This window comes from Nonomuraea sp. NPDC003201 (genome assembly GCF_053590415.1).
In genome coordinates this window covers 1-21625 of sequence record NZ_JBSFTC010000196.1, presented here as the reverse complement: position 1 = coordinate 21625, position 21625 = coordinate 1, and the positions used below count along the sequence as shown (strand labels likewise).

The 21625-nt window shown below is 71.4% G+C and carries 22 protein-coding genes; 10 read left to right on the top strand and 12 right to left on the bottom strand.

Annotated features, from left to right (window positions below):
* The 4 genes from ACWDX9_RS42280 to dxr all read right to left on the bottom strand — a co-directional run.
* A partial coding sequence (locus ACWDX9_RS42280; RefSeq protein ID WP_449964904.1) for a hypothetical protein occupies positions 1 to 254 on the bottom strand: 254 nt, incomplete at its 3' end.
* 112 nt (positions 255 to 366) lie between these two features.
* Positions 367 to 612 (bottom strand): hypothetical protein, encoded by a 246-nt coding sequence (locus ACWDX9_RS42275; RefSeq protein WP_449964901.1) that lies wholly within the window; start codon positions 610 to 612, stop codon positions 367 to 369.
* Positions 613 to 832: 220 nt separating this feature from the next.
* The gene (gene ispG, locus ACWDX9_RS42270) at positions 833 to 1996 is read right to left on the bottom strand and encodes a flavodoxin-dependent (E)-4-hydroxy-3-methylbut-2-enyl-diphosphate synthase (protein ID WP_449964898.1); all 1164 of its coding nucleotides are present in this window, start codon (positions 1994 to 1996) and stop codon (positions 833 to 835) included.
* A 39-nt stretch (positions 1997 to 2035) separates the two neighbouring features.
* Complete coding sequence (dxr, locus tag ACWDX9_RS42265) at positions 2036 to 3214, bottom strand: 1-deoxy-D-xylulose-5-phosphate reductoisomerase (RefSeq protein ID WP_449964895.1); 1179 nt, start codon at positions 3212 to 3214, stop codon at positions 2036 to 2038.
* A 198-nt stretch (positions 3215 to 3412) separates the two neighbouring features.
* On the opposite strand from dxr, the gene ACWDX9_RS42260 reads away from it, so the two are divergent.
* Positions 3413 to 4414, top strand: coding sequence for a trypsin-like serine peptidase (locus ACWDX9_RS42260; RefSeq protein WP_449964892.1), 1002 nt, complete (start codon positions 3413 to 3415; stop codon positions 4412 to 4414).
* A 55-nt stretch (positions 4415 to 4469) separates the two neighbouring features.
* A complete protein-coding gene (locus ACWDX9_RS42255; RefSeq protein WP_449964889.1) occupies positions 4470 to 5612 on the top strand; it encodes a trypsin-like serine peptidase in 1143 nt (380 codons plus the stop codon).
* Between the two features lie 18 nt (positions 5613 to 5630).
* Here the strand turns inward: ACWDX9_RS42255 and ACWDX9_RS42250 are convergent, their stop codons facing one another.
* Positions 5631 to 5864 carry a hypothetical protein gene (locus ACWDX9_RS42250; protein ID WP_449964886.1) on the bottom strand — a complete coding sequence of 78 codons (234 nt, stop codon included), beginning with the start codon at positions 5862 to 5864 and terminating at the stop codon, positions 5631 to 5633.
* 785 nt (positions 5865 to 6649) lie between these two features.
* Between ACWDX9_RS42250 and ACWDX9_RS42245 the strand changes: the two genes are divergently transcribed.
* Entirely contained in the window at positions 6650 to 8056 is a 1407-nt protein-coding gene (locus tag ACWDX9_RS42245) for an alpha/beta hydrolase (protein ID WP_364240492.1), read from the top strand.
* 77 nt (positions 8057 to 8133) lie between these two features.
* A complete protein-coding gene (locus ACWDX9_RS42240) occupies positions 8134 to 8976 on the top strand; it encodes a GNAT family N-acetyltransferase (RefSeq protein WP_449964907.1) in 843 nt (280 codons plus the stop codon).
* A gap of 13 nt (positions 8977 to 8989) precedes the next feature.
* Here ACWDX9_RS42240 and ACWDX9_RS42235 read toward each other — a convergent pair whose 3' ends face one another.
* The 3 genes from ACWDX9_RS42235 to ACWDX9_RS42225 are packed head-to-tail and all read right to left on the bottom strand — an operon-like array spanning position 8990 to position 11407.
* Positions 8990 to 9367 (bottom strand): DUF3037 domain-containing protein, encoded by a 378-nt coding sequence (locus ACWDX9_RS42235; protein WP_363984845.1) that lies wholly within the window; start codon positions 9365 to 9367, stop codon positions 8990 to 8992.
* Positions 9364 to 10194, bottom strand: coding sequence for a HipA family kinase (locus tag ACWDX9_RS42230; RefSeq protein WP_449964883.1), 831 nt, complete (start codon positions 10192 to 10194; stop codon positions 9364 to 9366). Before ACWDX9_RS42230 ends, ACWDX9_RS42235 begins: the two co-directional genes overlap by 4 nt.
* Before the next feature lie 43 nt (positions 10195 to 10237).
* On the bottom strand, positions 10238 to 11407 hold the full coding sequence (locus tag ACWDX9_RS42225) for an FAD-dependent oxidoreductase (RefSeq protein ID WP_449964880.1): 1170 nt from the start codon (positions 11405 to 11407) through the stop codon (positions 10238 to 10240).
* Positions 11408 to 11460: 53 nt separating this feature from the next.
* Between ACWDX9_RS42225 and ACWDX9_RS42220 the strand changes: the two genes are divergently transcribed.
* A complete protein-coding gene (locus ACWDX9_RS42220) occupies positions 11461 to 11925 on the top strand; it encodes a MarR family winged helix-turn-helix transcriptional regulator (protein WP_363984841.1) in 465 nt (154 codons plus the stop codon).
* Here the strand turns inward: ACWDX9_RS42220 and ACWDX9_RS42215 are convergent.
* Positions 11922 to 12455 carry a hypothetical protein gene (locus ACWDX9_RS42215; RefSeq protein WP_449964877.1) on the bottom strand — a complete coding sequence of 178 codons (534 nt, stop codon included), beginning with the start codon at positions 12453 to 12455 and terminating at the stop codon, positions 11922 to 11924. The two genes, ACWDX9_RS42220 and ACWDX9_RS42215, sit on opposite strands and share 4 nt — an antisense overlap.
* 68 nt (positions 12456 to 12523) lie before the next feature.
* Here ACWDX9_RS42215 and ACWDX9_RS42210 point away from each other — a divergent pair, with 68 nt between their 5' ends.
* Positions 12524 to 13078: a TetR/AcrR family transcriptional regulator gene (locus ACWDX9_RS42210; protein WP_449964874.1), complete on the top strand. Its 555-nt coding sequence runs from the start codon at positions 12524 to 12526 to the stop codon at positions 13076 to 13078.
* Positions 13079 to 13080: 2 nt separating this feature from the next.
* Here the strand turns inward: ACWDX9_RS42210 and ACWDX9_RS42205 are convergent, their stop codons facing one another.
* Together ACWDX9_RS42205 and ACWDX9_RS42200 are read right to left on the bottom strand one after the other, a co-directional pair.
* A complete protein-coding gene (locus ACWDX9_RS42205; RefSeq protein ID WP_449964871.1) occupies positions 13081 to 13950 on the bottom strand; it encodes a TIGR03619 family F420-dependent LLM class oxidoreductase in 870 nt (289 codons plus the stop codon).
* A complete protein-coding gene (locus ACWDX9_RS42200; RefSeq protein WP_364240475.1) occupies positions 13947 to 15194 on the bottom strand; it encodes an LLM class flavin-dependent oxidoreductase in 1248 nt (415 codons plus the stop codon). The genes ACWDX9_RS42205 and ACWDX9_RS42200 overlap by 4 nt, the downstream gene beginning before the upstream one ends.
* Positions 15195 to 15282: 88 nt before the next feature.
* Between ACWDX9_RS42200 and ACWDX9_RS42195 the strand changes: the two genes are divergently transcribed.
* The 3 genes from ACWDX9_RS42195 to ACWDX9_RS42185 all read left to right on the top strand — a co-directional run bounded on the left by ACWDX9_RS42195 (position 15283) and on the right by ACWDX9_RS42185 (position 19687).
* Entirely contained in the window at positions 15283 to 16104 is an 822-nt protein-coding gene (locus tag ACWDX9_RS42195) for a TIGR03619 family F420-dependent LLM class oxidoreductase (RefSeq protein WP_449964867.1), read from the top strand.
* Between the two features lie 9 nt (positions 16105 to 16113).
* Positions 16114 to 17556, top strand: a complete 1443-nt coding sequence (locus tag ACWDX9_RS42190; RefSeq protein WP_449964864.1) for a serine/threonine-protein kinase — start codon at positions 16114 to 16116, stop codon at positions 17554 to 17556.
* Positions 17557 to 17662: 106 nt separating this feature from the next.
* Positions 17663 to 19687 carry a protein kinase domain-containing protein gene (locus ACWDX9_RS42185; protein WP_449964861.1) on the top strand — a complete coding sequence of 675 codons (2025 nt, stop codon included), beginning with the start codon at positions 17663 to 17665 and terminating at the stop codon, positions 19685 to 19687.
* 10 nt (positions 19688 to 19697) lie between these two features.
* Here the strand turns inward: ACWDX9_RS42185 and ACWDX9_RS42180 are convergent, their stop codons facing one another.
* Positions 19698 to 20933, bottom strand: a complete 1236-nt coding sequence (locus tag ACWDX9_RS42180) for a Gfo/Idh/MocA family protein (protein WP_449964858.1) — start codon at positions 20931 to 20933, stop codon at positions 19698 to 19700.
* Positions 20934 to 21042: 109 nt separating this feature from the next.
* Between ACWDX9_RS42180 and ACWDX9_RS42175 the strand changes: the two genes are divergently transcribed.
* The coding region (locus tag ACWDX9_RS42175) for an ROK family transcriptional regulator (protein ID WP_449964855.1) at positions 21043 to 21625 on the top strand (583 nt) is incomplete at its 3' end.

Below are 21625 nucleotides of genomic sequence, written 5' to 3'. Positions count from 1 at the left end.
GCTGCAGCCCATCCAAGGCCGGCCACCTGTGCAAAGCCATCGCCGTCCTTCAAAACCATCGCGTCGCCCAGGCCGCGTGAGGCTGAAATAGGTTCACTGTGATTTCTCTCGCCATCTCTCTTCTCGCCGGAGGATGCGCGGGGCAGCCGGAGGAGGTCGCACCCGGCGTGCTGGAAGAAGTGAGAGAAATTGGCGCAGTTGTCTGGGAAAAGCGCCAAGAAGGCTTGCTGGGAAATGAAGTCGTAGTGACCCACGTTATCGTGGTCGATGTCGGGGGCGATACCAAGGAAGAGTCACTTGGTATGGCAGTCGCGTCGCTCAAAGCCGAAACTGGGCCACCTGCGATGACGGCACTGGAGCCGATGATCATGCGGGCAGGCCCGTGTCCGGGTCGTAGAGGTGATCGGTGGACAGCTTGTCGCGGCCGAGATGGCTGCGCATGTCAGCCGCGATGGTCAGGATGCGTTCGGCTCTGCCGGCGGCTTCGTTACGGCGTTCCAGCGCTTCCAGACGGCGTTCGAGCACTTGGGCAGCATGTTGGGTTTCCTCCGCCAGCCGGATGACTCGGCGAGCGAGGTCGTGGATGGGCTCGTGTTCGAGGTCCACGCTCATGGCCACTCGACACCTCACGGTCTCGTCACCTGGCCGGTGGCTTCAGCGTGGCTCGTGGCGGATCGCTGCTCCCGCTGGCTACGACATCGACCAGGTCACGGGCTGTGTCATCAGATCGGCGCCGCTTGTCGCTCGGCGACCGGCCATGGGCTCTGCCGGTCACCGATATCTGGGGATGACAGCCCTCCCGCCGGCCGGAGGAAGCCGGCATCAGAAGTCATCAGCTGACGATGACCTGGGGGCCGGAGTCGTCGTCGAGGTCGACGTCGACGCCCATCTCCTCGGCCAGCCGGAGCGCCTCCTCGATCAGGGTCTCCACGATCTGCGACTCCGGCACCGTCTTGATGACCTCGCCCTTGACGAAGATCTGCCCCTTGCCGTTGCCCGAGGCCACCCCCAGGTCCGCCTCCCGGGCCTCCCCGGGGCCGTTGACGACGCAGCCCATCACGGCCACCCGCAGCGGCACCTTCAGGCCCTCCAGGCCGGCGTGCACCTGGTCGGCGAGGGTGTAGACGTCCACCTGGGCCCGGCCGCACGACGGGCAGGAGACGATCTCCAGGCCGCGCTCGCGCAGCCCGAGCGACTCCAGGATCTGGGTGCCGACCTTGACCTCCTCCACCGGAGGCGCGGAGAGGGAGACGCGGATCGTGTCGCCGATGCCCTCCGCCAGCAGCGCGCCGAAGGCGACGGAGGACTTGATGGTCCCCTGGAAGGCCGGGCCGGCCTCGGTGACGCCCAGGTGGAGCGGGTAGTCGCACTTGGCGGCGAGCAGCCGGTACGCGTTGATCATCACGACCGGGTCGTTGTGCTTGACCGAGATCTTGATGTCGCGGAACCCGTGCTCCTCGAACAGCGAGCACTCCCAGAGCGCCGACTCCACCAGGGCCTCGGGCGTGGCCTTGCCGTACTTCTGCAGCAGGCGCGGGTCGAGCGATCCGGCGTTGACGCCGATGCGGATCGGCACCCCGTGGTCGGCCGCCGCCCGGGCGATCTCGCCCACCTTGTCGTCGAATTTCTTGATATTGCCGGGGTTGACCCGAACCGCCGCGCAGCCCGCCTCGATGGCGGCGAAGACGTACTTCGGCTGGAAGTGGATGTCGGCGATGACCGGGATCTGCGACTTCTTGGCGATGATCGGCAGCGCGTCGGCGTCGTCCTGGGACGGCACGGCCACGCGTACGATCTGGCAGCCGGACGCCGTGAGCTCCGCGATCTGCTGCAACGTGGCGTTGATGTCGGCGGTCACCGTGGTCGTCATCGACTGCACCGAGACGGGTGCGTCGCCGCCCACGGGGACGCTGCCGACCATGATCTGGCGGGAGAGTCGGCGTTCGGCGAGCGGCTTGGGACGGACCGTCGGGATGCCGAGAGCTACAGAAGACATTTCAACCCTTACTGTGACGACGGTTTCCAGTCTAGGTAGTCAGCGGGACAGCTCGATCGCGCGGGCCCGGGCCCAGGCGTCGGCCGCGAGCACCTCCTCGACCGAGTCGGCCGGGGTGACCTGGTGCTCCTCGACCACCTTGGCCACGGTGTCGACGATCGCCAGGAACGGCAGCTCGCCCCGCATGAACGCGTCGAGGCACGCCTCGTTGGCCGCGTTGTAGACGGCGGGCGCGGTGCCGCCCTCGCCGCCGACGTGCCTGGCCAGCGCGACGGAGGGGAACGCGACGTCGTCGAGGGGTTCGAACGTCCACGTGTGCGCCTTGGTCCAGTCGATGGCCCGTGCCGCACCCGGGATGCGGTGGGGGTGGCTGAGCGCGAGCGCGATCGGCAGCCGCATGTCGGGCGGGCTGGCCTGGGCCACGGTCGAGCCGTCGACGTATTCCACCATGGAGTGGATGATCGACTGCGGGTGGACCACGACCTCAATGCGGTCGAAACCCAAGTCGAACAGCAGGTGCGCCTCGATGACCTCCAGCCCCTTGTTGACCAGGGTGGCGGAGTTGATCGTGATGACCGGGCCCATCGACCAGGTGGGGTGGGCCAGCGCCATCTCGGGCGTGACGTCGGCCATCTCCTCGCGCGTCATCCCCCGGAACGGGCCGCCGCTCGCGGTGATCACGAGCTGCTTGACGCTGTCGGGGTCGTAGCCGTCGGGGCCTGAGGCCCACAGGCACTGCTGCACCGCCGAGTGCTCGGAGTCGACCGGGAGGATCTGGCCGGGCTTGGCGAGCCGCTTGACCAGCGGGCCGCCGATGATCAGGGACTCCTTGTTGGCCAGCGCGAGGGTCCTGCCCGCCTCCAGCGCGACCAGGGTGGAGGTCAGCCCGAGCGCGCCGGTGATGCCGTTGAGCACCGTGTCGCACTGCCAGGCCGCCACCTCCGCGACCCCTTCTGGCCCGCCGAGCACCGTGGGCTTCGCGCCGTGCGCGGACAGCGCGTCCTTCAGCTCGGGCACGGCCGCCGCGTCGGCCACCGCGACCACCTCGACGCCGAACGCCGCCGCCTGCCTGGCCAGCAGGTCGACCCGGCCGCCGCCCGCCGCCAGCCCGGCGACCTTGAAGCCGCCGGGGTTGGCGGCGATGACATCGAGGGCCTGGGTGCCGACGGAGCCGGTGGAGCCGAGCACCACGACGGATCGGAGGGTCTCTTCTTGCACTCGTCCATTGTCCCCGCTGCAGGGCGCGCTCGGGCACGCGGCACCGACCGCGTCGAAATCCCAGCACTTATGTGACCCGAGATAACGCAGTGAATTAATGCCGGAATGCGGCTATATCGGTATGCGCAAATCTTGAGAAATCCGGATATTGCTACGGCTACCTTCCGTACCCCAGGTCCGGTTTTCGGGAGGTACGTAATGCACCGCGCAGTCGTTCTGCTTTCCATCCTCAGCCTCACCGCCGGCGGCGCCGTCCTGCTGCCCGCCGGTGGGGCGCAGGCCGGCGTACAGATGAGGCCCAAACCCGCCCAGTACGCGGCGGCGGACACCGCGTCCGAGCGGCGGCAGGTCCTGACGTACTGGACCGAACAGCGGATGGAGGCGGCCCAGCCGCTGGACGCGCCCGGCCCGAAGAAGGGGGCGAAGATGGCGCTGGGAGAGCCTGCCGAGGGCACCCCGTGGACGGCGCCGCCCACCGGGGCGACGCGTGCCGCGGCAGAGCTGCAGTCGGCCCGATCGTCCGGCGAGCCGTGGACCGGCTCCGGCGCGGTCGTGAAGACCACCGGCCGGATCTTCTTCACCACACAGGGACGCAATGCGTCCTGCTCGGGTTCGGCGGTGACCAGCGCGAACAAGAGCGTGGTCCTGACCGCCGGTCACTGCGTCAAGCTGAACGGAACGTTCCACACGAACTGGGTCTTCGTGCCCGGCTACAACAACGGCAACCGCCCATTGGGCACCTGGGCGGCCACGAAACTGCTGACCACGCAGCAGTGGAACGCGAGCGAGGACATCAACTTCGACGTCGCCGCCGCCGTGGTCGCGCCGCTGGAGGGCAAGGCGCTGGTGGACGTCGTGGGCGGCCAGGGCGTCGCGTTCAACCAGGGGAGAAGGCAGCAGATGTACGGGTTCGGCTACCCGGCGGCGGCGCCGTACGACGGCTCGAAGCTCATCTACTGCAGCGGGCGGACCTTCGACGACTTCCTCGCGAGCGAGGACCACGGCCTGACCTGCGACATGACCGGCGGTTCCAGCGGCGGTCCCTGGATGCTGAATTTCAACGAGTCGACCGGTCTCGGCACCCAGAATTCGGTCAACAGCTTCAAATACAACTTCGCCCCCAACTGGATGTTCGGCCCATATTTCGGGAACGAGGCGCAGAGCGTCTACCAAGCGGCACAGAGCACCAACGCACTCTGAGGTATTTACCGAAAGTAGTCACAAGAACACATCTCGTAGTGCAGACTCGGGGGGCATGACCTTGAGCACCCCCCTGCTAGCGGCCGCCCCGCTTCTGGCGGGGCTGATCGGGCCCGCCCTCCTCGGTGCGGCCCCCGGCCAGCAGCAGGCCGACCCACCCGACCACAGGGCGATGCGTCACCAGATAGTCGAGCACGTGGCCGCCCGCACCACCGCCGAGCAGCGGCGCGTGCTCGACTACTGGACGCCGGAGCGCATGGCCAAGGCGCTGCCGATCGACCTGCTGGACAGCGTGACGGACGGCGCCGGCCTGCTGAGCGGCGTGACGGAGCACACGGAGATACGCACCGCTCCTGACGTGTCGAGCCGGCGCCTGACCCCGCGAGGCGACGGCGTGACCACGGGCGTGCCGGGTGACGGCCTGGCCGCCTGGCTGTGGGGCCGCACGCCCCGGCACCAGGCGGCGGCCGCCCGGCGTGACCAGGGGGGCGCGGCCAAGCGGCCGGAGACCACCACGGTCGGCTCGCGCTGGATCACCGGCGGCGCCGTGGCCAGGACCACCGGCCGCGTCTTCCTGACCGTGCGCGGGGCGGACTTCGTCTGCTCGGCCAGCACCGTACGCAGCGCCAACAGGGACGTCGTGGTCACCGCCGGGCACTGCGTCAAGGACGGCGCGGGCGGGTGGGCCGCCAACTGGACGTTCGTCCCGGCGTACGGGATGGGCGGGGCGCAGCGGTTCGGGCAGTACGCGGCCCGCCGCATGTTCGTCGCCGGGCCCTGGTCGAGCCGCGGCGACGACAACTACGACGTGGGCATGGTGGCGCTGGCCACGTCCGGCGGCAGGCACGTGGCCGACGTGGTGGGCACGCAGGAGATCGCCTTCAACGCCGCTCGCGGGGGCCAGGTGTTCGGCTTCGGCTATCCGGCCGACCCGCCGTACGACGGGCATCACCTGGTCTACTGCGCGGGGCGGCTGCGGGCCGACCCGTACGGGCAGAGCCGCGATCAGGGGGTGGGCTGCGAGATGACGGCGGGATCGAGCGGCGGGCCGTGGATGACCACGTTCGACCTGGCCACGGGCAAGGGGACGATCACGTCGGTGAGCAGCTTCAAGTACAGCGACGACCAGCGCACCATGTACGGCCCGTACTTCGGCGACGCCACCAAGGCCCTCTTCGACACGGCCGAACACGCGTAGCCCCGTCGCCGATGGCGATCAGCGCAGGGATTCTCTCGCCATCGCGACGTTTTGCATGACGTCGCTCTTCGACGGGTTGGCCAGGAGCTTGTTCCGGTGGGGGCCGCTGATCAGGGCCAGATCGCCAAGTATGGCCTTGACCAGCGGCCTGACATCGCCCGAGTTCCAGTTCTTGATCGCGCGAAGGTAGGTCGCACGACGCTCCCGGCCGCTGTCCGCATCCAGTTCCAGCACCTCCAGCAGCCCTCGCAACGGCGCCCCGCGCCCCCCTGCCCGTCAGGAAACCGGCCAGGAACCCGGCGAGATCCTCTCTGACCTCGGCCTCCTCCCACCAGGACTCGGCGCTCGGGTCGTCGGACGCGGTCGTCTCCGCGACCTGGTAACGAGGGGCGAGGTAGGCCTGGTCCAGCGTGGGCAGCTCCATGCCCGCCGGGACGTGCCCCGTCTCGGCGACCGGGCGGGTCAGCGCGACCCGGTGCAGCCGGGACACGGTCTCCAGCTGGGCGGGTAGCGCGGCTCCCGAGGTGAGCATGCCGAGCAGCCGCCGCAGCTCGGCCAGGCCCTCGCGGGTCGCCTGGTGATCGACCTGCCCGGCCCAGAACGCGAACTCCGGCACGTCCAGGGCCAGCCGCCGCCGGGTCCTGCCCGCCCAGGAGCCGGACGGCGTCGACGTACCGATATCCCCTCGCCATGCCGGGATGGTTGGCCGTCGCCGGGCGATCCGCGGCCCGATACACCACGGTCACTTCATGCAATCGTGCGATTACAAGTTGGCAAGCTTTTCCCCATACTCAACGTGATCAACCGGTCGCTCACGGGAGCATCGCAGGGCCTATGAACAGGGAGGGGGCCGGGTGAAGCGGGTCGTTGGGGTTGTCGCCGGTGTCGCGGTGCTCGTCGGAGCGATAGCCAGCGGGGATGGGACGGCGGTGGCCAGCGGTGCGAGACAGGCGCCGGCGGCCATCGCCTGGGGGCCGTGTCCGATAGGAAGTAGCGGGAGGCCGGCGCCGGCCAACCTGGAGTGCGGCACCCTACGCGTGCCGCTCGACTATCGGGAGCCGTGGGGCCAGACGATCGAGCTGGCCGTCAACCGCGTCCGGGCCAGGGTCTCCAGGAGCGCCAACTACCTGGGCGCGCTCCTGGTGAACCCGGGCGGGCCGGGCGCGCCGGGGCGGAGTCTGGCCGAGTTCGTGGCCTCGTCCCTGCCGTCGGACGTGAGCGAGCGCTACGACATCGTCGGGTTCGACCCGCGCGGCGTCGGGGGCAGCGAGCCGACGCTGCACTGCGTGGACCCGGCGGTGTTCTTCAAGGCTCCGAGGCCGGACGCGGTGCCGAAGGGGCCGGCCGAGGAGCGGGAGCTGCTCGACAGGGCGCACGAGTTCGCGGACCGGTGCGGCGCGCGCTGGTCCTGGCTGCTGCCGCACCTCACCACCGAGAACTCCGCCAGGGACATGGACTCGATCCGTGCCGCGCTCGGCGAGCAGAAGATCAGCTACCTCGGCTACTCGTACGGCACCTACCTGGGCGCCGTCTACGCCACGCTCTTCCCGTCCAGGGTCAGGCGGCTGGTCATGGACAGCACGGTCGACCCCACGGGCGTCTGGTACGACGCGAACATCCGGCAGGACAGCGCCTTCGAGCACCGTCACCGGCAGTTCCTGGCCTGGACGGCCAAGCACAACGACGTCTACCGGCTGGGCACCTCGCTCAAGCAGACGTCGTTCGCCTACTACGCGATGCGCGACCGGCTGCGGGCCCGCCCGGCCGGCGGCATCGTGGGGCCGAGCGAGCTGGACGACACCTTCACGGTCGCCGGGTACAGCGACCGGGTCTGGCCCGCGTTCGCCGCGGCCTGGTCCGCGTACGTGCGGCAGGGCGACGTGAAGGGCATGGTGGACATCTACAAGAAGCACGGCGAGGACGACAAGGCGGACGAGAACGGCTACGCCTCCTACCTGGGCGTCCAGTGCAGGGACGCCAAGTGGCCGCGCAAGTGGGAGAAGTGGCGCGAGGACATGACCCGGCTGCACCGCCGGGCGCCGTTCCTGACCTGGCCGAACGCCTGGTTCAACGCCCCGTGCGCCTTCTGGCCGGTGCGGGGCGGGACGCCGATCGAGGTGCAGGGCTCGTCGAACCTGCCGCCGGTGCTCCTCATCCAGTCCCGCGACGACGCCGCGACGCCGTTCAAGGGGGCCCTGGAGATGCGCAGGCACTTCGTCCGCACGGGCATGGTGATCGACGCAGGCGGCAACCACGGCGTGTCGCTGACGGGCAGCGAGTGCGTGGACGAGCACCTGGCGGCGTACCTGCGGGACGGCACGGTGCCGCCGCGGGACGTGGAGTGCGCCGCGCAGCCCGAGCCGCGCCCGTCGACCCACATGACGGCGGACGCGGTGAGCCCGCCGGCCGGGTTGCTCGGGATCCTCGGCACCCTTGGGCTCTGACTGACGTCAAGAAAGGATTACCGTGGCCGTCACCCACTGAGCCAATCGGTGCCCCTTCGCGTAGTGTGACCTTTGTGATGCTGCGTACATCGGCGTCGCGCGTGCTCGACGACAGCGACCGGGACGAGGTCCTAGCCCTGCTGGACACCGACCCGGTCGCGAACGTCTTCGTCTCCTCCAGAGTGCGGGCCGTCGGACTCAATCCGGCGAGGCTGGGTGGGCAGATGTGGGGGTTCGGCGCGCGAGGCGGCCTCGTGTCACTCTGTTACGCCGGGGCCAACATGGTGCCCGTCAACGCCGGTCCCGAGGCCGTGCACGCCTTCGCCGACCGTGCCCGCAAACAGGGGCGCCGCTGCTCCTCCATCGTGGGCCCGGTCGACGCCGTCTCTCTGCTGTGGGAGCGTCTCGAGCCGCACTGGGGCCGGGCGCGCGCCATCCGCTGGGCTCAGCCGGTCATGGCCACCTCGCGCACGCCGCCGGTGCCCGCCGATCCGCTCGTACGCCGGGTGCGGCCGGAGGAGTTCGACGTCCTGCTGCCCGCCTGCGTGGCCATGTTCACCGAGGAAGTCGGCGTCTCGCCCAACCTCGGCGACGGCGGCGCGCTCTACCGGACCAGGGTCGCCGAGCTGATCAGGATCGGCCGCTCCTACGCGCGCATCGACGACGGCCGGGTGGTGTTCAAGGCGGAGGTCGGGGCCGTCACGCCGCAGGCCTGCCAGATCCAGGGCGTCTGGGTCGCCCCCGAGCTGCGGGGGAAGGGCCATGCCGTGGCCGGCATGGCCGCCGTCGTGGAGGCCGCGAGGAGCCTGTTCGCCCCCGTGGTCACGCTGTACGTGAACGACTTCAACCTCTCGGCCAGGGCCGTCTACCGCAAGGTGGGCTTCCAGGAGGTCGACACCTTCATGTCCGTCCTTTTCTAGATACGGATGAGTTCTAGATACGGACGAGTTTGTCGAACAGCCTGGCCAGCTCGGTGTCGGGGTCGGCGGTGAGGCCCGCGTGCACGGGCCCGGTCTGGATGATCGTGCTGCGCGGCGCGGTCAGCCAGCGGAACCTGCCGCCGAGCGACTCCTCGGCCAGCGGTCCCGGCCGCTCGCCGCAGGCCAGCTCGTACGCGCTGAGCGCACGGCGTACCTCGTCGAGGTCGGCGTTCGGGTCGAGGGCGCGCAGCCGGGCGGCGTCGAGCTGGACCCGCGCGCACAGGTAGCCGCGCGGCTGGCAGTAGAGGAGCACGCCCGCGTTGATCAGCTCGCCGCGCTCGACCTTGGGCATCACGCGGATCACCGCGTACTCGTAGACGTCCCTGGTCACCGGCTTCCTCCCCGCCAGAACCCGCCCACCGACCCCGGGCCGTCGTGCGGCGACTTCGCCTCGCCGCGCACGAGCCACTCGCGCGGCCCGTGCGCCCGCTCCATCAGATGATCGACGTACGCCTCGCGCACCGCCTCCGGGCCGTCGAACCCCGGCTCGCCGTCCAGCCACTCGTCGGGCACCATCGCGGTCACGCTCACCAGCAGCTCCCGCGTGATCCGCGCGGCCAGCTGGTCGCCCGCGGCCTCGACGTCACCGGCGAAGGGCGCGAGCACGTGGTCGCCCGCGTCGAACTTCCGCTGGGGGTCGGCCGTGCGCCAGTTGTGGTGGAACCAGAGCGCCGCGCCGTGGTCGATCAGCCAGGTCTCGCGGTGCCAGACCAGCATGTTGGGGTTGCGCCAGCTGCGGTCGACGTTGTGGATGAGCCCGTCGAACCACACCACCCTGGCCGCGAACACCGGGTCCGCCGCCCACGCCAGCGGCTCGAACCCCAGCGCGCCCGGCAGGAAGTCGACCGCCAGGTTGAGGCCGGTGCTGGCCTTGAGCAGGTCCTGCACCTCTTCGTCCGGCTCCCGGATGCCGATCTGCGGGTCGAGGTCGATGAGCTTGAGATCGGGGGTCCTGAGCCCCAGCCTGCGGCCCAGCTCGGCCGCGACGATCTCGGCCACGAGCACCCGCCGCCCCTGGCCCGCCTCGCGAAACTTCACCACGTACGTGCCCAGGTCGTCGGCCTCGACGACGCCGGGCAGCGAACCACCCTCCCGCAACGGGGTCACGTAACGGGTGGCTGAGATCCTTTCCAGCACAGGACGAAGGCTACCGCCCATCCCGGCCCTTCCCCGCTCCCGGGACGGCGCGCGACGGGATCGGTCAGCCGGCCGGCCGGCGGAAGGGGGCGAAGGGGTGGTCGCGGGAGGCGTCGACGGCGGTGAAGGCGTAGTCGAGCATGCGGCGCTCGTACGCGGCCTTGGCGCCGGCGAGGGGCTGCCCCTCGGCCGCGGCCGCCGCGAGCAGTTCGCTCAGCAGGTGGGCGTCCCGCAGGCCCACGTTGGCGCCCTCGCCCCGGCCGGGGCTCATGCTGTGCACGGCGTCGCCGACCAGCGTGACCGCGGGCTCGGCCCAGGGCTCCACCCGCCGTGCCGAATGGAGCTGCAGCACAAACGTCGCCTCCGGGTCGGCCTCGCGCACGATGCGCCGCACGCCCTCGTGCCAGTCCCGCATCGTGTCCATGGCCAGCCGGTGCAGCCCGGCCGGGGAAACGCCGTCGGGCCGGGGGCCGGACACGGTCATCGTCCATGAGAAGTAGCCGGGGACGTCCGTCAGGTGCGCGCCGGGAGCGTGGCGGGCCACGGCCTCGGGCACGGGGGTGAGCGGGCGGCAGGTGGCGACGGCGATGGCGGCGCCGTCGGGGGCGGTGACCCGGTTGAAGGAGTCGATCAGCTCGGGCGGCGTGGCGGCCAGCAGTTCGGGCGTGATCCACGTGCGGCCGTACAGCGTCCAGCCGAGGTCGTCCACCACGGTGCCGGGCAGGAGCTGCGCCCGCACCCGCGAGCCCACGCCCTCCGCACCCACGAGCAGGTCGCCGTCCACCTGGTGGCCGCCCGCGAAGTGGGCGCGCACGCGGCCGCCGTCGAGCCGCTCGTACCGCTGGTAGTCCATGCCGAACCGGACCTCGCCCGCGGGCTCGGCCAGGAGGATCTCGCGGAGTGTGAGCCGGTTGACGCCCAGGCCGTCGACGCCCGGCCGTTGCTCGGGGATGTCCTTGGCGAACTTCGGCCGCAGGCCGGCGTCCATGAAGATCATACGGGTGGCCGGGCGGATGGAGGTCGCCACGGCCAGGTCGAACAGGTGGTCCGGCAGGCAGGCCCGCAGCGCCCGCGCGCCGCTGTCCTTGAGGCTGATGCGGTAGCCCTGCGGGCGGTGGGCGGCCGAGGGGTCGCGTTCGAAGAGGGTGACGGCGAGGCCCGTCCGGCGCAGGCCGTGGGCAAGGCACGATCCGGCGATTCCGCCTCCCACGATCAAGACGTGTGTGTCGGTCATGTCGCGACTGTAACTGTCGCGACAGTAAATGTCCATGCGGGTATTCTCGGGAGATGAACGAGAACCGTGCGCCGCAGTCGACGTTCGAGCTGGTGCTGGGGGGAGGGTCGCTGCTCGTGCAGGTGGGCAGGGAGCTGAACACCGAGACCGAGCGGCGCCTGGCGCCGCTCGGTCTCACGGCGCAGCAGGCCGCGCTGCTGCTGCACGCCTCGCGCGGCGGCGGCACGCCCAGCCTGCTGAAACGCCGGCTCGGCACGGACACGGCCGGGATGACCAGGCTGCTCGACCGGCTGGAGGCCAAGGGGCTGCTGCGGCGGGAGCGGCATCCCGAGGACCGGCGCTCGATCGTCATCGAGCTGACGGACGAGGGGCGGGCGCTGGTGCCCAGCCTGCCGCCGATCTTCGGGAGGATCAGCCACCAGGTGTTCGCGGGGTTCTCGCCGGAGGAGGTCGCGCAGGTCACCGACATGCTGCGGCGGATCCTGGAGAACCTCGCCGAGGAGGGGCCGGGCGCCTAGAGAGGCCGGGTGGCGTGGGCGCGGAGGGCGGCGAGCATGACGCGGCGGATCAGGCCGCTGCCCAGCCGGATCACCATCCAGTACCGCAGGAACGCGCGCCGCGCGTCCTCGCTCGTGGCCACCACGCGGGTCTCCGTGACGAGCCTGATCCGCCCCTCGCCCGCCTCGTCCAGCCGGAAGCTCAGCGTGCCCTTCGCGTAGCCGGGACGGTCGAACGCGTGGAAGTCGGCGGCGCCGGAGATCGCGCCGCTCTTCTCGGCGTGCCCGAGGCGCCACCACTGCCCGATGAGCCCCATGACCAGCTCGTGCCCCGGCTCCTCGCCGAGCGGCGTGAAGCGGGGCGTGCTCCGGTGCGGCCGGCCGCCGCTGAGGCGCGCGGCCAGGTTGCGGATGGCCACGACGGCCCGCAGGTCGAACGAGCCCGGGTCCGTGACGGCGGCCCAGACGCGCTCGCGCGATGCGTTGATCACGATGGAGTGCCGCTCGGAGGCGTCGGGCCGCGGGATGAACCGGTCCGTGAGCGTGGGCATGGGGGCCACCTCTTTCCATACGGATGCGTATGGTTCGACTATACGGTGGCGTATGGAAGGATGGGAGAGTGGGTCGGTTGAACGCGGACGACTGGGCGCGGGCCGCGCTGGAGGCCCTGGCGGAGGGCGGGCTGGCCGCCGTGGCCGTGGAGCCGGTGGCGGTGCGGCTCGGCGTCTCGAAGGGCAGCTTCTACTGGCACTTCCCCAACCGCCAGGCGCTGGTCGAGGCGGCGCTGCGGCGGTGGGAGGCCGGCACCGAGGAGATCATCGCCCGGCTGGAGCCGGTGCCCGATCCGGCCGAGCGCATGCGGACGCTGCTGGAGTGGGCCTTCGGCGACGGGCGTGACGCCGCCGTCTCGTTCCGGCTGATCAGCGAGGCCGACGACCCGGTCGTGGGCCCAGTGGTGGGCCCGGTGGTGCGGCGGGTGAGCGAGCGGCGGCTGGCGTTCATGCGAGCCGTCCTGGAGGAGGTCGGCCAGCCGCCGGACGAGGCCGCCCGGCGGGCGCTGACCGCGTACGGCGGCTATCTCGGCCTGGCCGCCCTGGCCCGCATCGGCGCGGTGACGGAGTCGCCGAAGGGCCTGGCCGAGGCCCTGGAGGAGCTGGGCCTGCGGCCTCGGTGACGTCAGAGCTTGGCGATGACCTCCTCGGCGAAGCGCTCCATGGTGGCGATCTTGAGTTCCAGCGTTCCCTCGCCGTACCTGGCCTTCTCCTCCGGGGTGGCCAGCCACCACGGCGCCGCCATGGTCCCGGTGACGCCCTTGGCGGCGAAGCGGCGATAGGTGTCGGCGTCCGGCATCACCGCGAGCGGCGCGATGATGTCGAGGGGCGCGCTCCGGCCGCTCTCGTCGAGGTGGCCGCGGAGCGTGGCCAGCACCACGTCGAACTGCTCCTCCGTGTAGATCCGGTTCCCGATCCAGCCGTCACCCAGCCGGGCGGCCCGGCGCAGGGCGGCGTCGCTGTCGCCGCCCACGTAGACGGGGATCGGCCGGTCGGGGGTGGGCGAGATCGACAGCTCGGGCAGGCCGTCCAGGGCGACCGTCTCGCCGGCCCAGAGCGAGCGCAGCGTCGGGAGCATCGCGTCCAGCCGCCGTCCCCGCGTGTGGAAGTCCTGCCCGGTGCCGACGAACTCCTCCTTGCACCAGCCCACCCCGACCCCGAACGTCACGCGGTCCCCCGACAGCACCGCCGCCGTGGACACCTGCTTGGCCACGGTGAACAGGTCGCGGGCGGGCGCGATGTAGACGTTCGGGGAGAAACGCAGGGTCGTGGTCACCGCCGCCATGGCGCCGATCGTCACCCACACGTCCGGCCAGTGCGTACGCGCGTCCCAGCGCGGCCGTCCGGACCGCGAGTACGGGTACGGCGAGGCGAAGTCGGCGTAGAACAGGTGGTCCGACAGCGTGAGCGTGTCGAACCCGCACCGCTCGGCCGCCCGCGCCAGCTCCAGGAACTGGTCGGTGTCGACGAACGAGGCCCCCAGCCAGAATTTCATTGGAACTCCGGGATGACCTTGGTGGCGAACAGCTCCAGGTTCCGCTTGACCGTGTCCAGCGGCAGCACGCCCTGCTGTCCCTGCATGTAGAGCCCGAACCATTCCAGGTCGGGCATGCGGTCGAGCATCCGCTGGATCCCGCGCTTGACGTCGTCCGGCGTGCCGAACAGCGCCATCTCCACGTCGTTCATCCGCTTGGCGTCGCCCTTCTCGGGGGAGATGGGCTTGTGCTTCTCGTCCTCCTTCTTGCGCAGCACCTCCAGGTAGCCGAACGGGCCGAAGAAGGCGGCGAAGTCCTTGGGGATGCTGCGGCCGAAGGTGTTGATGGCCTCCTCGGTGGTGTCCGCGATGCCGACGATCTTGAGGATGCCGGTGTGCTCGCCCAGCTTGTACTGGCGGCCCTGCTTGGCCGACTCCTCCTGGTAGAGCTTGGCCTTGGCGGCGTGGTCGTCGGGGTTGGGGGTGAACATCCACGGCAGGATGTCCTCCTGGGCGGCCCTGATGACCGACCGGTCCGAGATCGTGAACGGCTGCCACAGCTCGGGGTGCGGGTTCTGGTACGGCCTGGGGCAGACCGAGACGGCCTGAACCTTGCCGTCCTCGGAGAGCTCGCCCGGCGCCCCGAACGTCTGGGTCCACTCCTGCGCGGGCCACCCCTCGATGCCCTCGAACGGATACGGCACCTGGTAGTCCAGCACGTCCGACTTGTAGCGCAGCGTCTCCTGCGTCCACGCCATCTTCATGATCTTCAGCACCTCGCCGAAGACGTCGAAGTTCCGCGTGTCGGAGGCCGACCCGTCGGAGCGCGCGGCGGCGGCGTGCCAGCGCTGGCCCAGCACGTTCATCCACCGGTTCTGGTAGCCGCGCGCCACGCCGAGCCGCAGCCGTCCCTTGCAGAACTGGTCGAGCAGCGCCACGTCCTCGGCGGCTCTGATCGGGTCCCAGGCGGGCAGCACCAGGCCGAGCGGCGCGAGCAGGATCCGCTCGGTCCTGGCGGCGAGATCGGTGAGGACCATCAGCGGGTTGACCGAGAACTCCATGCCCTCGGAGTGGAAGTGGTGCTCGGTCATCATGAGCGCGTCGAACCCGAGCTGATCGGCGTGCACGGCTATCTCCCGCACCTCGTGCAGCAGCTTCTGGTACGACTCCGTGTCGCGCCCGATCGGGCGTTTGGCCTTGGCGTTCTCCTCGGCCGCGTACCCGGAGCCGGGAATCTGCGGATTCAGGAAGATAGAAAACTTCACCGGGGACCTCTTTCCGCGGAATGGTCTTCTGCAAGGTACTCTGGAAATCTTAACCGAGCAATCGCTTGGTTAACTAGAAGGAGGTCCCATGCGACTCGGGGTCACGATGTTCACCACGGATCTGACCATGCCGGTCCAGGACCTCGCCCGAGCCGCGGAGGAGCGCGGCTTCGACTCCCTCTACGTGCCCGAGCACACCCACATCCCGGTCTCGCGCCGCACCCCTCCCGCGGCGGGCCAGGACGTGCTGCCCGAGGAGTACAAGCGCACGCTCGACCCGCTCGTCGCCCTGTCCTTCGCCGCCGCCGCGACGCGCCGGCTGCGCGTCGGCACCGGCATCCTGCTCGCCGCCCAGCGCGACCCCATCGTGACCGCGAAGGCCATCGCCACGCTCGACCACCTCTCGGGCGGGCGCGTCGTGGTCGGGGTCGGCTTCGGCTGGAACGTCGAGGAGATCGAGAACCACGGCGTCCCGTACGCGCGCCGCCGCGAGGTGGCCAGGCGGAACATGCTCGCCATGCAGGCGCTGTGGCGGGACGAGGTGGCCTCGTTCGACGGGTTCGAGCCGTCCTGGTCCTGGCCCAAGCCGGTCCAGGATCCGCCGGTGTACGTGGGCGGCGCGGCGGGGCCGAAGCTGTTCGCCCACGTCGCCGAGTACGCCGAGGGCTGGATGCCGATCGGCGGCAAGGGGATCAGGTCGGCGCTGCCGATGCTCCGCGAGGCGTGCGAGAAGGCCGGGCGGCCGATGGCCAAGGTGATCCCGTTCGGGACGCTGCCGACGGAGGAGAAGCTCGACTATTTCGCCGGGCTCGGCATCGAGGAGGCGGTGGCCACCTTGCCCAGCGCGCCTGCGGATACGGTGTTGCCGATCCTTGATGATTATGCGCGACTGATCGATTGCCCGGCATAATCAGGAGATATGTCCCCACTCCGAGCCGATGATCCGCGACAGCTGGGATCGTACCGCCTGTCGCGCAGGCTCGGCCAGGGCGGACAGGGCGTCGTCTACCTCGGCCACTCCGAGCAGGGCGCCCAGGTCGCGATCAAACTGCTGCACGCGAGCCTGTCGGGCGACCCCGACGTGCGGCGCAGGTTCCTGGGAGAGGTGGAGGCGGTCCGCAGGGTGGCCGCGTTCTGCACGGCGCAGCTGATCGACGCCGATCTCGAGGGCGACCGGCCCTACCTGGTCAGCGAGTACGTCGAGGGCCCCTCGCTCCTGGAGCACGTGGTCGCCAAGGGGCCGCGCCTGGGCGGGTCGCTCGAACGCCTGGCCATCGGCACCGCCACCGCGCTCGGGGCCATCCACCGGGCCGGGGTGGTCCACCGGGACTTCAAACCGGGCAACGTGCTGCTCGGGCTCGACGGGCCGCGGGTGATCGACTTCGGGGTGTCCCGGCTCATGGACACCGCGGCCACCACCAACGCGATGCCCGTCGGCACCCCGGCGTACCTGTCGCCCGAGCGCATCAAGGGTGAGTCCGCCGGGCCGCCCGCCGACCTGTGGGCGTGGGGGCTGACGGTCGCGTACACGGCCACGGGGCGGCACGCGTACACGGCGGACACCTACCAGGAGGTCCTGGCCAGGATCCTGTACGGGAAGGCGGACCTCGGGCCGCTGACCGGGCGGCTGCGGGAGATCGTGGCGGCCTGCCTGGCGCCGGAGCCGGGGGAGCGGCCGGACGCGGAGGAGGTGCTGCGGCGGCTGCTGGGCCAGGCGGCAGGGGGCGGCGACGTGCTGTCCTCGGGCGCGCAGGCCGCCGTCGGCCCGTCCGCTGTCTCGCCCGTCACCGGGTCCGGCAGGACGTTCGCCGATCGCGAGCTGAGCACCGCCGGGCTCCGGCTGGTCATGGAGACCGCGCCGCCCAGCGCCGAGCCGGGGCGCATCCACGACCCCGACCCCACGACGAGCTTCCCCGCCGTCAGCCGCGACACCGTTCCCGAGCCTCCGCCCCGCAGGCGGGTGAAAGCCTGGCAGGTGGGCGTGGCCGCGGCGGGCGTGGCCATGGCGGTGGCCGGGTTCGTGTTCTGGCTGCGCGGCGCCCAGGAGCCGGGGCTGGTCGGGACGTGGACGGGCTCGGCCGAGCACTTCACCGCCCAGCGGGTCTTCCCCGTCGAGCTGCGCCTGGGCCCCGACAACGACGGCGGGGCCATGCTGTGGGGATCGGACCTGCACTGCTCGGGGCGGCTCCTGCGGCAGGGGAGCGGGATGGTCTTCACCCTCGACCGGGTCACGGGCGACGAGTGCTATCCGGGGACATTGCGGATGATCCCGACGTCGGCGTCGAACCAGATGGACATCAAGGTGACGCGCGAAGGTAAGGACGAGGTGACCTATTCGGGCACGGTCACCCGCGCATCCTGACCAGCTGTGTCACGGTCAGGCGGCGATGCCCTGACCACCGTTGACTCGGGGCGGCCCGTTGCCTTCAGTAGAAAGCAGGCGAGGGTGGCGGCGAGGGGAGACGCCCGTGCCGACGGCGCAGCCGCTCAGAACGGGGGACCCGCAGCGACTCGGACAGTACGAGCTGTCCGGGCGGCTGGGTGAAGGTGGTCAAGGCGCGGTCTTCCTGGGCTGGAGGAGCGGGGAGACCTACGCGGTCAAGCTGCTGCACGGACCCGTGGGTGACGAGCGGGCGGCGTTCCTGCGGGAGGTCGAGCTGGCCAAGCACGTGGCGAGGTTCTGCACCGCGCAGGTGATCGACGCCGGGTTCGACGAGGGGCGTCCGTACATCGTCAGCGAATATGTCGACGGGCCGTCGCTGCACAGGGAGGTCGCGCTCACCGGGCCGCGGCGGGGCGGGGCGCTGGAGCGGCTGGCGGTCAGCACGGTGACCGCGCTCACGGCCATCCACCGGGCCGGGATCGTGCACCGCGACTTCAAACCGCAGAACGTGCTGCTCGGCTCCGACGGGCCGCGCGTCATCGACTTCGGCCTGGCCAAGGCGCTGGACGCGGCGGCCACGGTGAGCGGGCGCGGGGTGGGCACGCCCGCCTACATGGCGCCCGAGCAGATCACGGCGTCGGCCGTCACGGGGGCCGCGGACGTGTTCTCGTGGGGCGCGACGATGTGCTTCGCAGCCAACGCCACGGCGCCGTTCGGGCAGGACTCGGTCGCGCCGGTGCTGCACCGCATCCTGACCGCGCAGCCCGAGCTGGGACGCCTGGACGGGCGGCTGCGGGCCCTCGTGGAGGCATGCCTGGACAAGGACGCGCGCAACCGGCCCACCAGCAGGGACCTGCTGTTCGAGCTGCTGGGGGAGTCGGAGGTGCCGTCGGAGGTGCTGAGCTCGCCGCCGGCCCACATCCTGCGGGTGCCGCCGCTGGTGCCCGAGCAGCGCTCGTCGGAGCGGGAGCCGATGGCCGAGCCGGAGGCCACGGGGGTGGCCGGCGGCTACCTGCTGCCCGACTCCCGCGCCGGCGCGTCCGCGCCCACGGAGGAGACCGGCGCGTTCACGCCCACGGAAGAGGCCGGAGCGTCCACGCCCACGGAAGGGAGCGTGTCCGCGCCCGCGTCGTTACCCGCGGGCTCCGGGCCGGTGAACGATCCATCACCGGCGGGATTGTCCAGGGTCGCCTGGCCCAGGGCCGCGATCGCGGTGTGCGCCGCCCTGCTGGTGACGGCCGCCGTGCTGCTCACCGCCCACATACCCACGGCGAACACGGCCGAGCGGCCCCAGGCGCCGCAGGGGGCCGGCCCGTCGGTCCCCCCGCAGTCGGATCCGGTGAAGTCCCGGCCTCCGGCAGACAGGACGACCGCGCAGAAGGTCCCGCTCAAGACCACGGGGACGCTGGAGGCGCGCGGGCCCACGACGCCGCCGCCGTCGGCGGTGCGCCCCGCCGCGGTCCCGGTCCCGGCCCTGGCGGGAATGGACAAGGGCGCGGCCACGAAGGCGATCAGACAGGCCGGGCTGGTGCTCGGCACCGTCACCCAGCTCGACTCGCCGAAGCGGATCGGCCAGGTCCTCAGCGCCCAGCCCGCCCCGGGCATGCTGGTGACCAGGGGCAGCAAGGTCTCGCTGGAGGTGTCGGCCGGGGTGCCCGTGCCCGCGGTCACGGGCCTGCAGCGCAAGGCCGCGGAGGGCGCCCTCACCGACGCGGGCCTGGCGGTGGGCGCCGTCACCCGCTCCTGCGTCGACCGGCCGGACGGGCAGGTGCTCTCCACGCAGCCCAAGGCGGGCGGGCGCGTCACGGGCGGCACCTCGGTGGCGCTCACGGTCGCCCGCAACGGCGCCACGGTCCCGTCGGTCGTCGGCCAGGCGCTGGAGGACGGGCGGGCGGCGCTGGTCGCGGCCGGGTTCACGGTGCGGACGAAGGGCCAGGTCGTGGATGACGAGTCGCGGGTGGGCGCGGTCCTCGACCAGAGCCTCCAGGCCGGCACCTGCGCCAGGCCGGGCAGCGCGATCGAGATCGCCTTCGGCCTGGCCGGCCAGTCGGGCCCGGACCCGGGTGAGCCCGGGGAGACCCCCACCACCGGCCCGACCTCAGAGGAGTGACGACTCACGCTCAGTCCTCAGGAACGGTTCCCTCCAGGGTGACCGTCTCGCCGTGCAGCCGCGACCTCTCGGCGGCCCAGGCGATGAGATGGCTGTGCAGGCTCTCGCCCGGCGAGGAGAGGATCGAGGAGCGGTCCCGGGTGGCGACCGCGGTCAGGAACGCGTCGACCAGCGCCTCGTCACCGCCCCCGTGGCCGCCCCGAGCCGTCGCGTCACCGGTGGGGCGGGTGTCGACGGTCTCCTCGCGGCCGGTGACGAAGTCGAAGACGGTCAGGCGGTCGCCGTCTCCCTCGATCCAGCCCCGGGTGCCGAAGATCCGGGTCTGCCGGTGGAGGGAGGGGGTGAAGGCGGTCATGGTGAACGACGCGGTCGCGCCGCCCTCGAACTCCATGTTCACGACCTGGTGGTCGACCACGTCGTTGTCGCAGGCGTACACGCACCTGCCGTACGGGCCCGTCCGCAGCGCCGCCAGCACGCCGGCCTCGGAGACGTCGTCGGTGAGCACCGAGAGCGGCCACTCCGCGCGCCCGGCCAGCGGCAGGTAGATGCGCTTGGCCGAGTACGGGCACGTCGCCTCGACCGCGCAGTCCAGGCAGCGGTCGGCGGCGCCCTCCGGGCGGTTCTCCGGGCGGAAGTGCTTGAGCCCGCCGAACGACGACACGCGCGTGACCTGCCTGCCGGTGAGGTGCACCAGCCAGTCGAGGTCGTGGCTCGACTTGGCCAGCAGCATGAACGTGGACTCGTCGGCGCGGCGCCAGTTGCCCCGCACGTACGAGTGCGCCTGGTGCCACCACCCGACCGGCTCCAGGTGCTGGACGCTGACGATCTCGCCGATCCTGCCCTCGTCCAGCAGCGCCTTCAGCGCCCGCGTGTACGGCGTGTACCGCAGCACGTGGCAGACGGCGAAGACGGCGTCGGACCGTCCGGCGGCCGCGACGATGCGCCGGCAGTCGTCCTCGGAGACCGCCATCGGCTTCTCCAGCAGGATGTCGTAGCCCAGCTCGGCGAAGCGCACCGCGGGCTCGACGTGGTCCCTGTCCTGGGTCGCGATGATCACCGCGTCCGCCTGGCGGGGGAGCGCGGCCAGCTCGCGCCAGTCCGCGTACGCCTCGGCCTCCGGGAACCTGGCGCGGCGGGCCTCCAGCGGATCGGCCACCGCGACCACCCGCGCCCGGCCGCTCCCGGTGGCGTGGCGGGCATAGGAGGAACCTCGCGAACCCGCGCCGACGATGGCGAGTGTGACCATTTCGCCTCCATATATGTAACCAGTTCACGTATGTCGGCCGATGCTAGGATCCTGGCTGTTGCTCGTCAATGGGGAGTCGCAGGGGAGTTATGACGAAGGGTCTCATAAGTTGACCGAGCTTCGCCCGGGTGACGCGTCCCTGCTGCGCAAGGTGAACACCCAGATCACGCTCCGAGCCCTGCGCCGCGAGGGCGTGGCCACGCTGACCCGGCTCGGCCGCATCACCGGGCTGTCCAGGCAGACGGTGGAGGCGGTGCTCGACGAGCTGGGCGAGCGCGGCCACGTCAGGGAGGTGCCGCCCGACGAGGGCGTGATGGGGCGGCCCGCGCGGCGGTTCGGGTTCCGCGCGGACGCCGGCTACGTGGTGGGCGTGGAGGTCGGGGGCGACGGGATCGTGGCCGCGCTGGCCGATCTCAACGGCGAGGTGATCGCCTGGGAGCGGGCCGACGTCTCCGGCGACGCCGCGGCCCACGAACGGCTGGAGGCGGCCCGGCGTACGGCACTGACGTGCGTGGACGGCGCGGGCGTCGCGCGCACGCGGGTGTGGGCGGTCGCGGCGGGCACCCCGGGCATCGTGGACCGCACCGGCCGGGTGACGTTGTCGATCACGCTGCCCGGCTGGACGGGCGTGGACCTGGCGGAGCTGGCCGGGCGCTGGTTCGGCGGCACGGCGCTGGCCGCCAACGACGCCA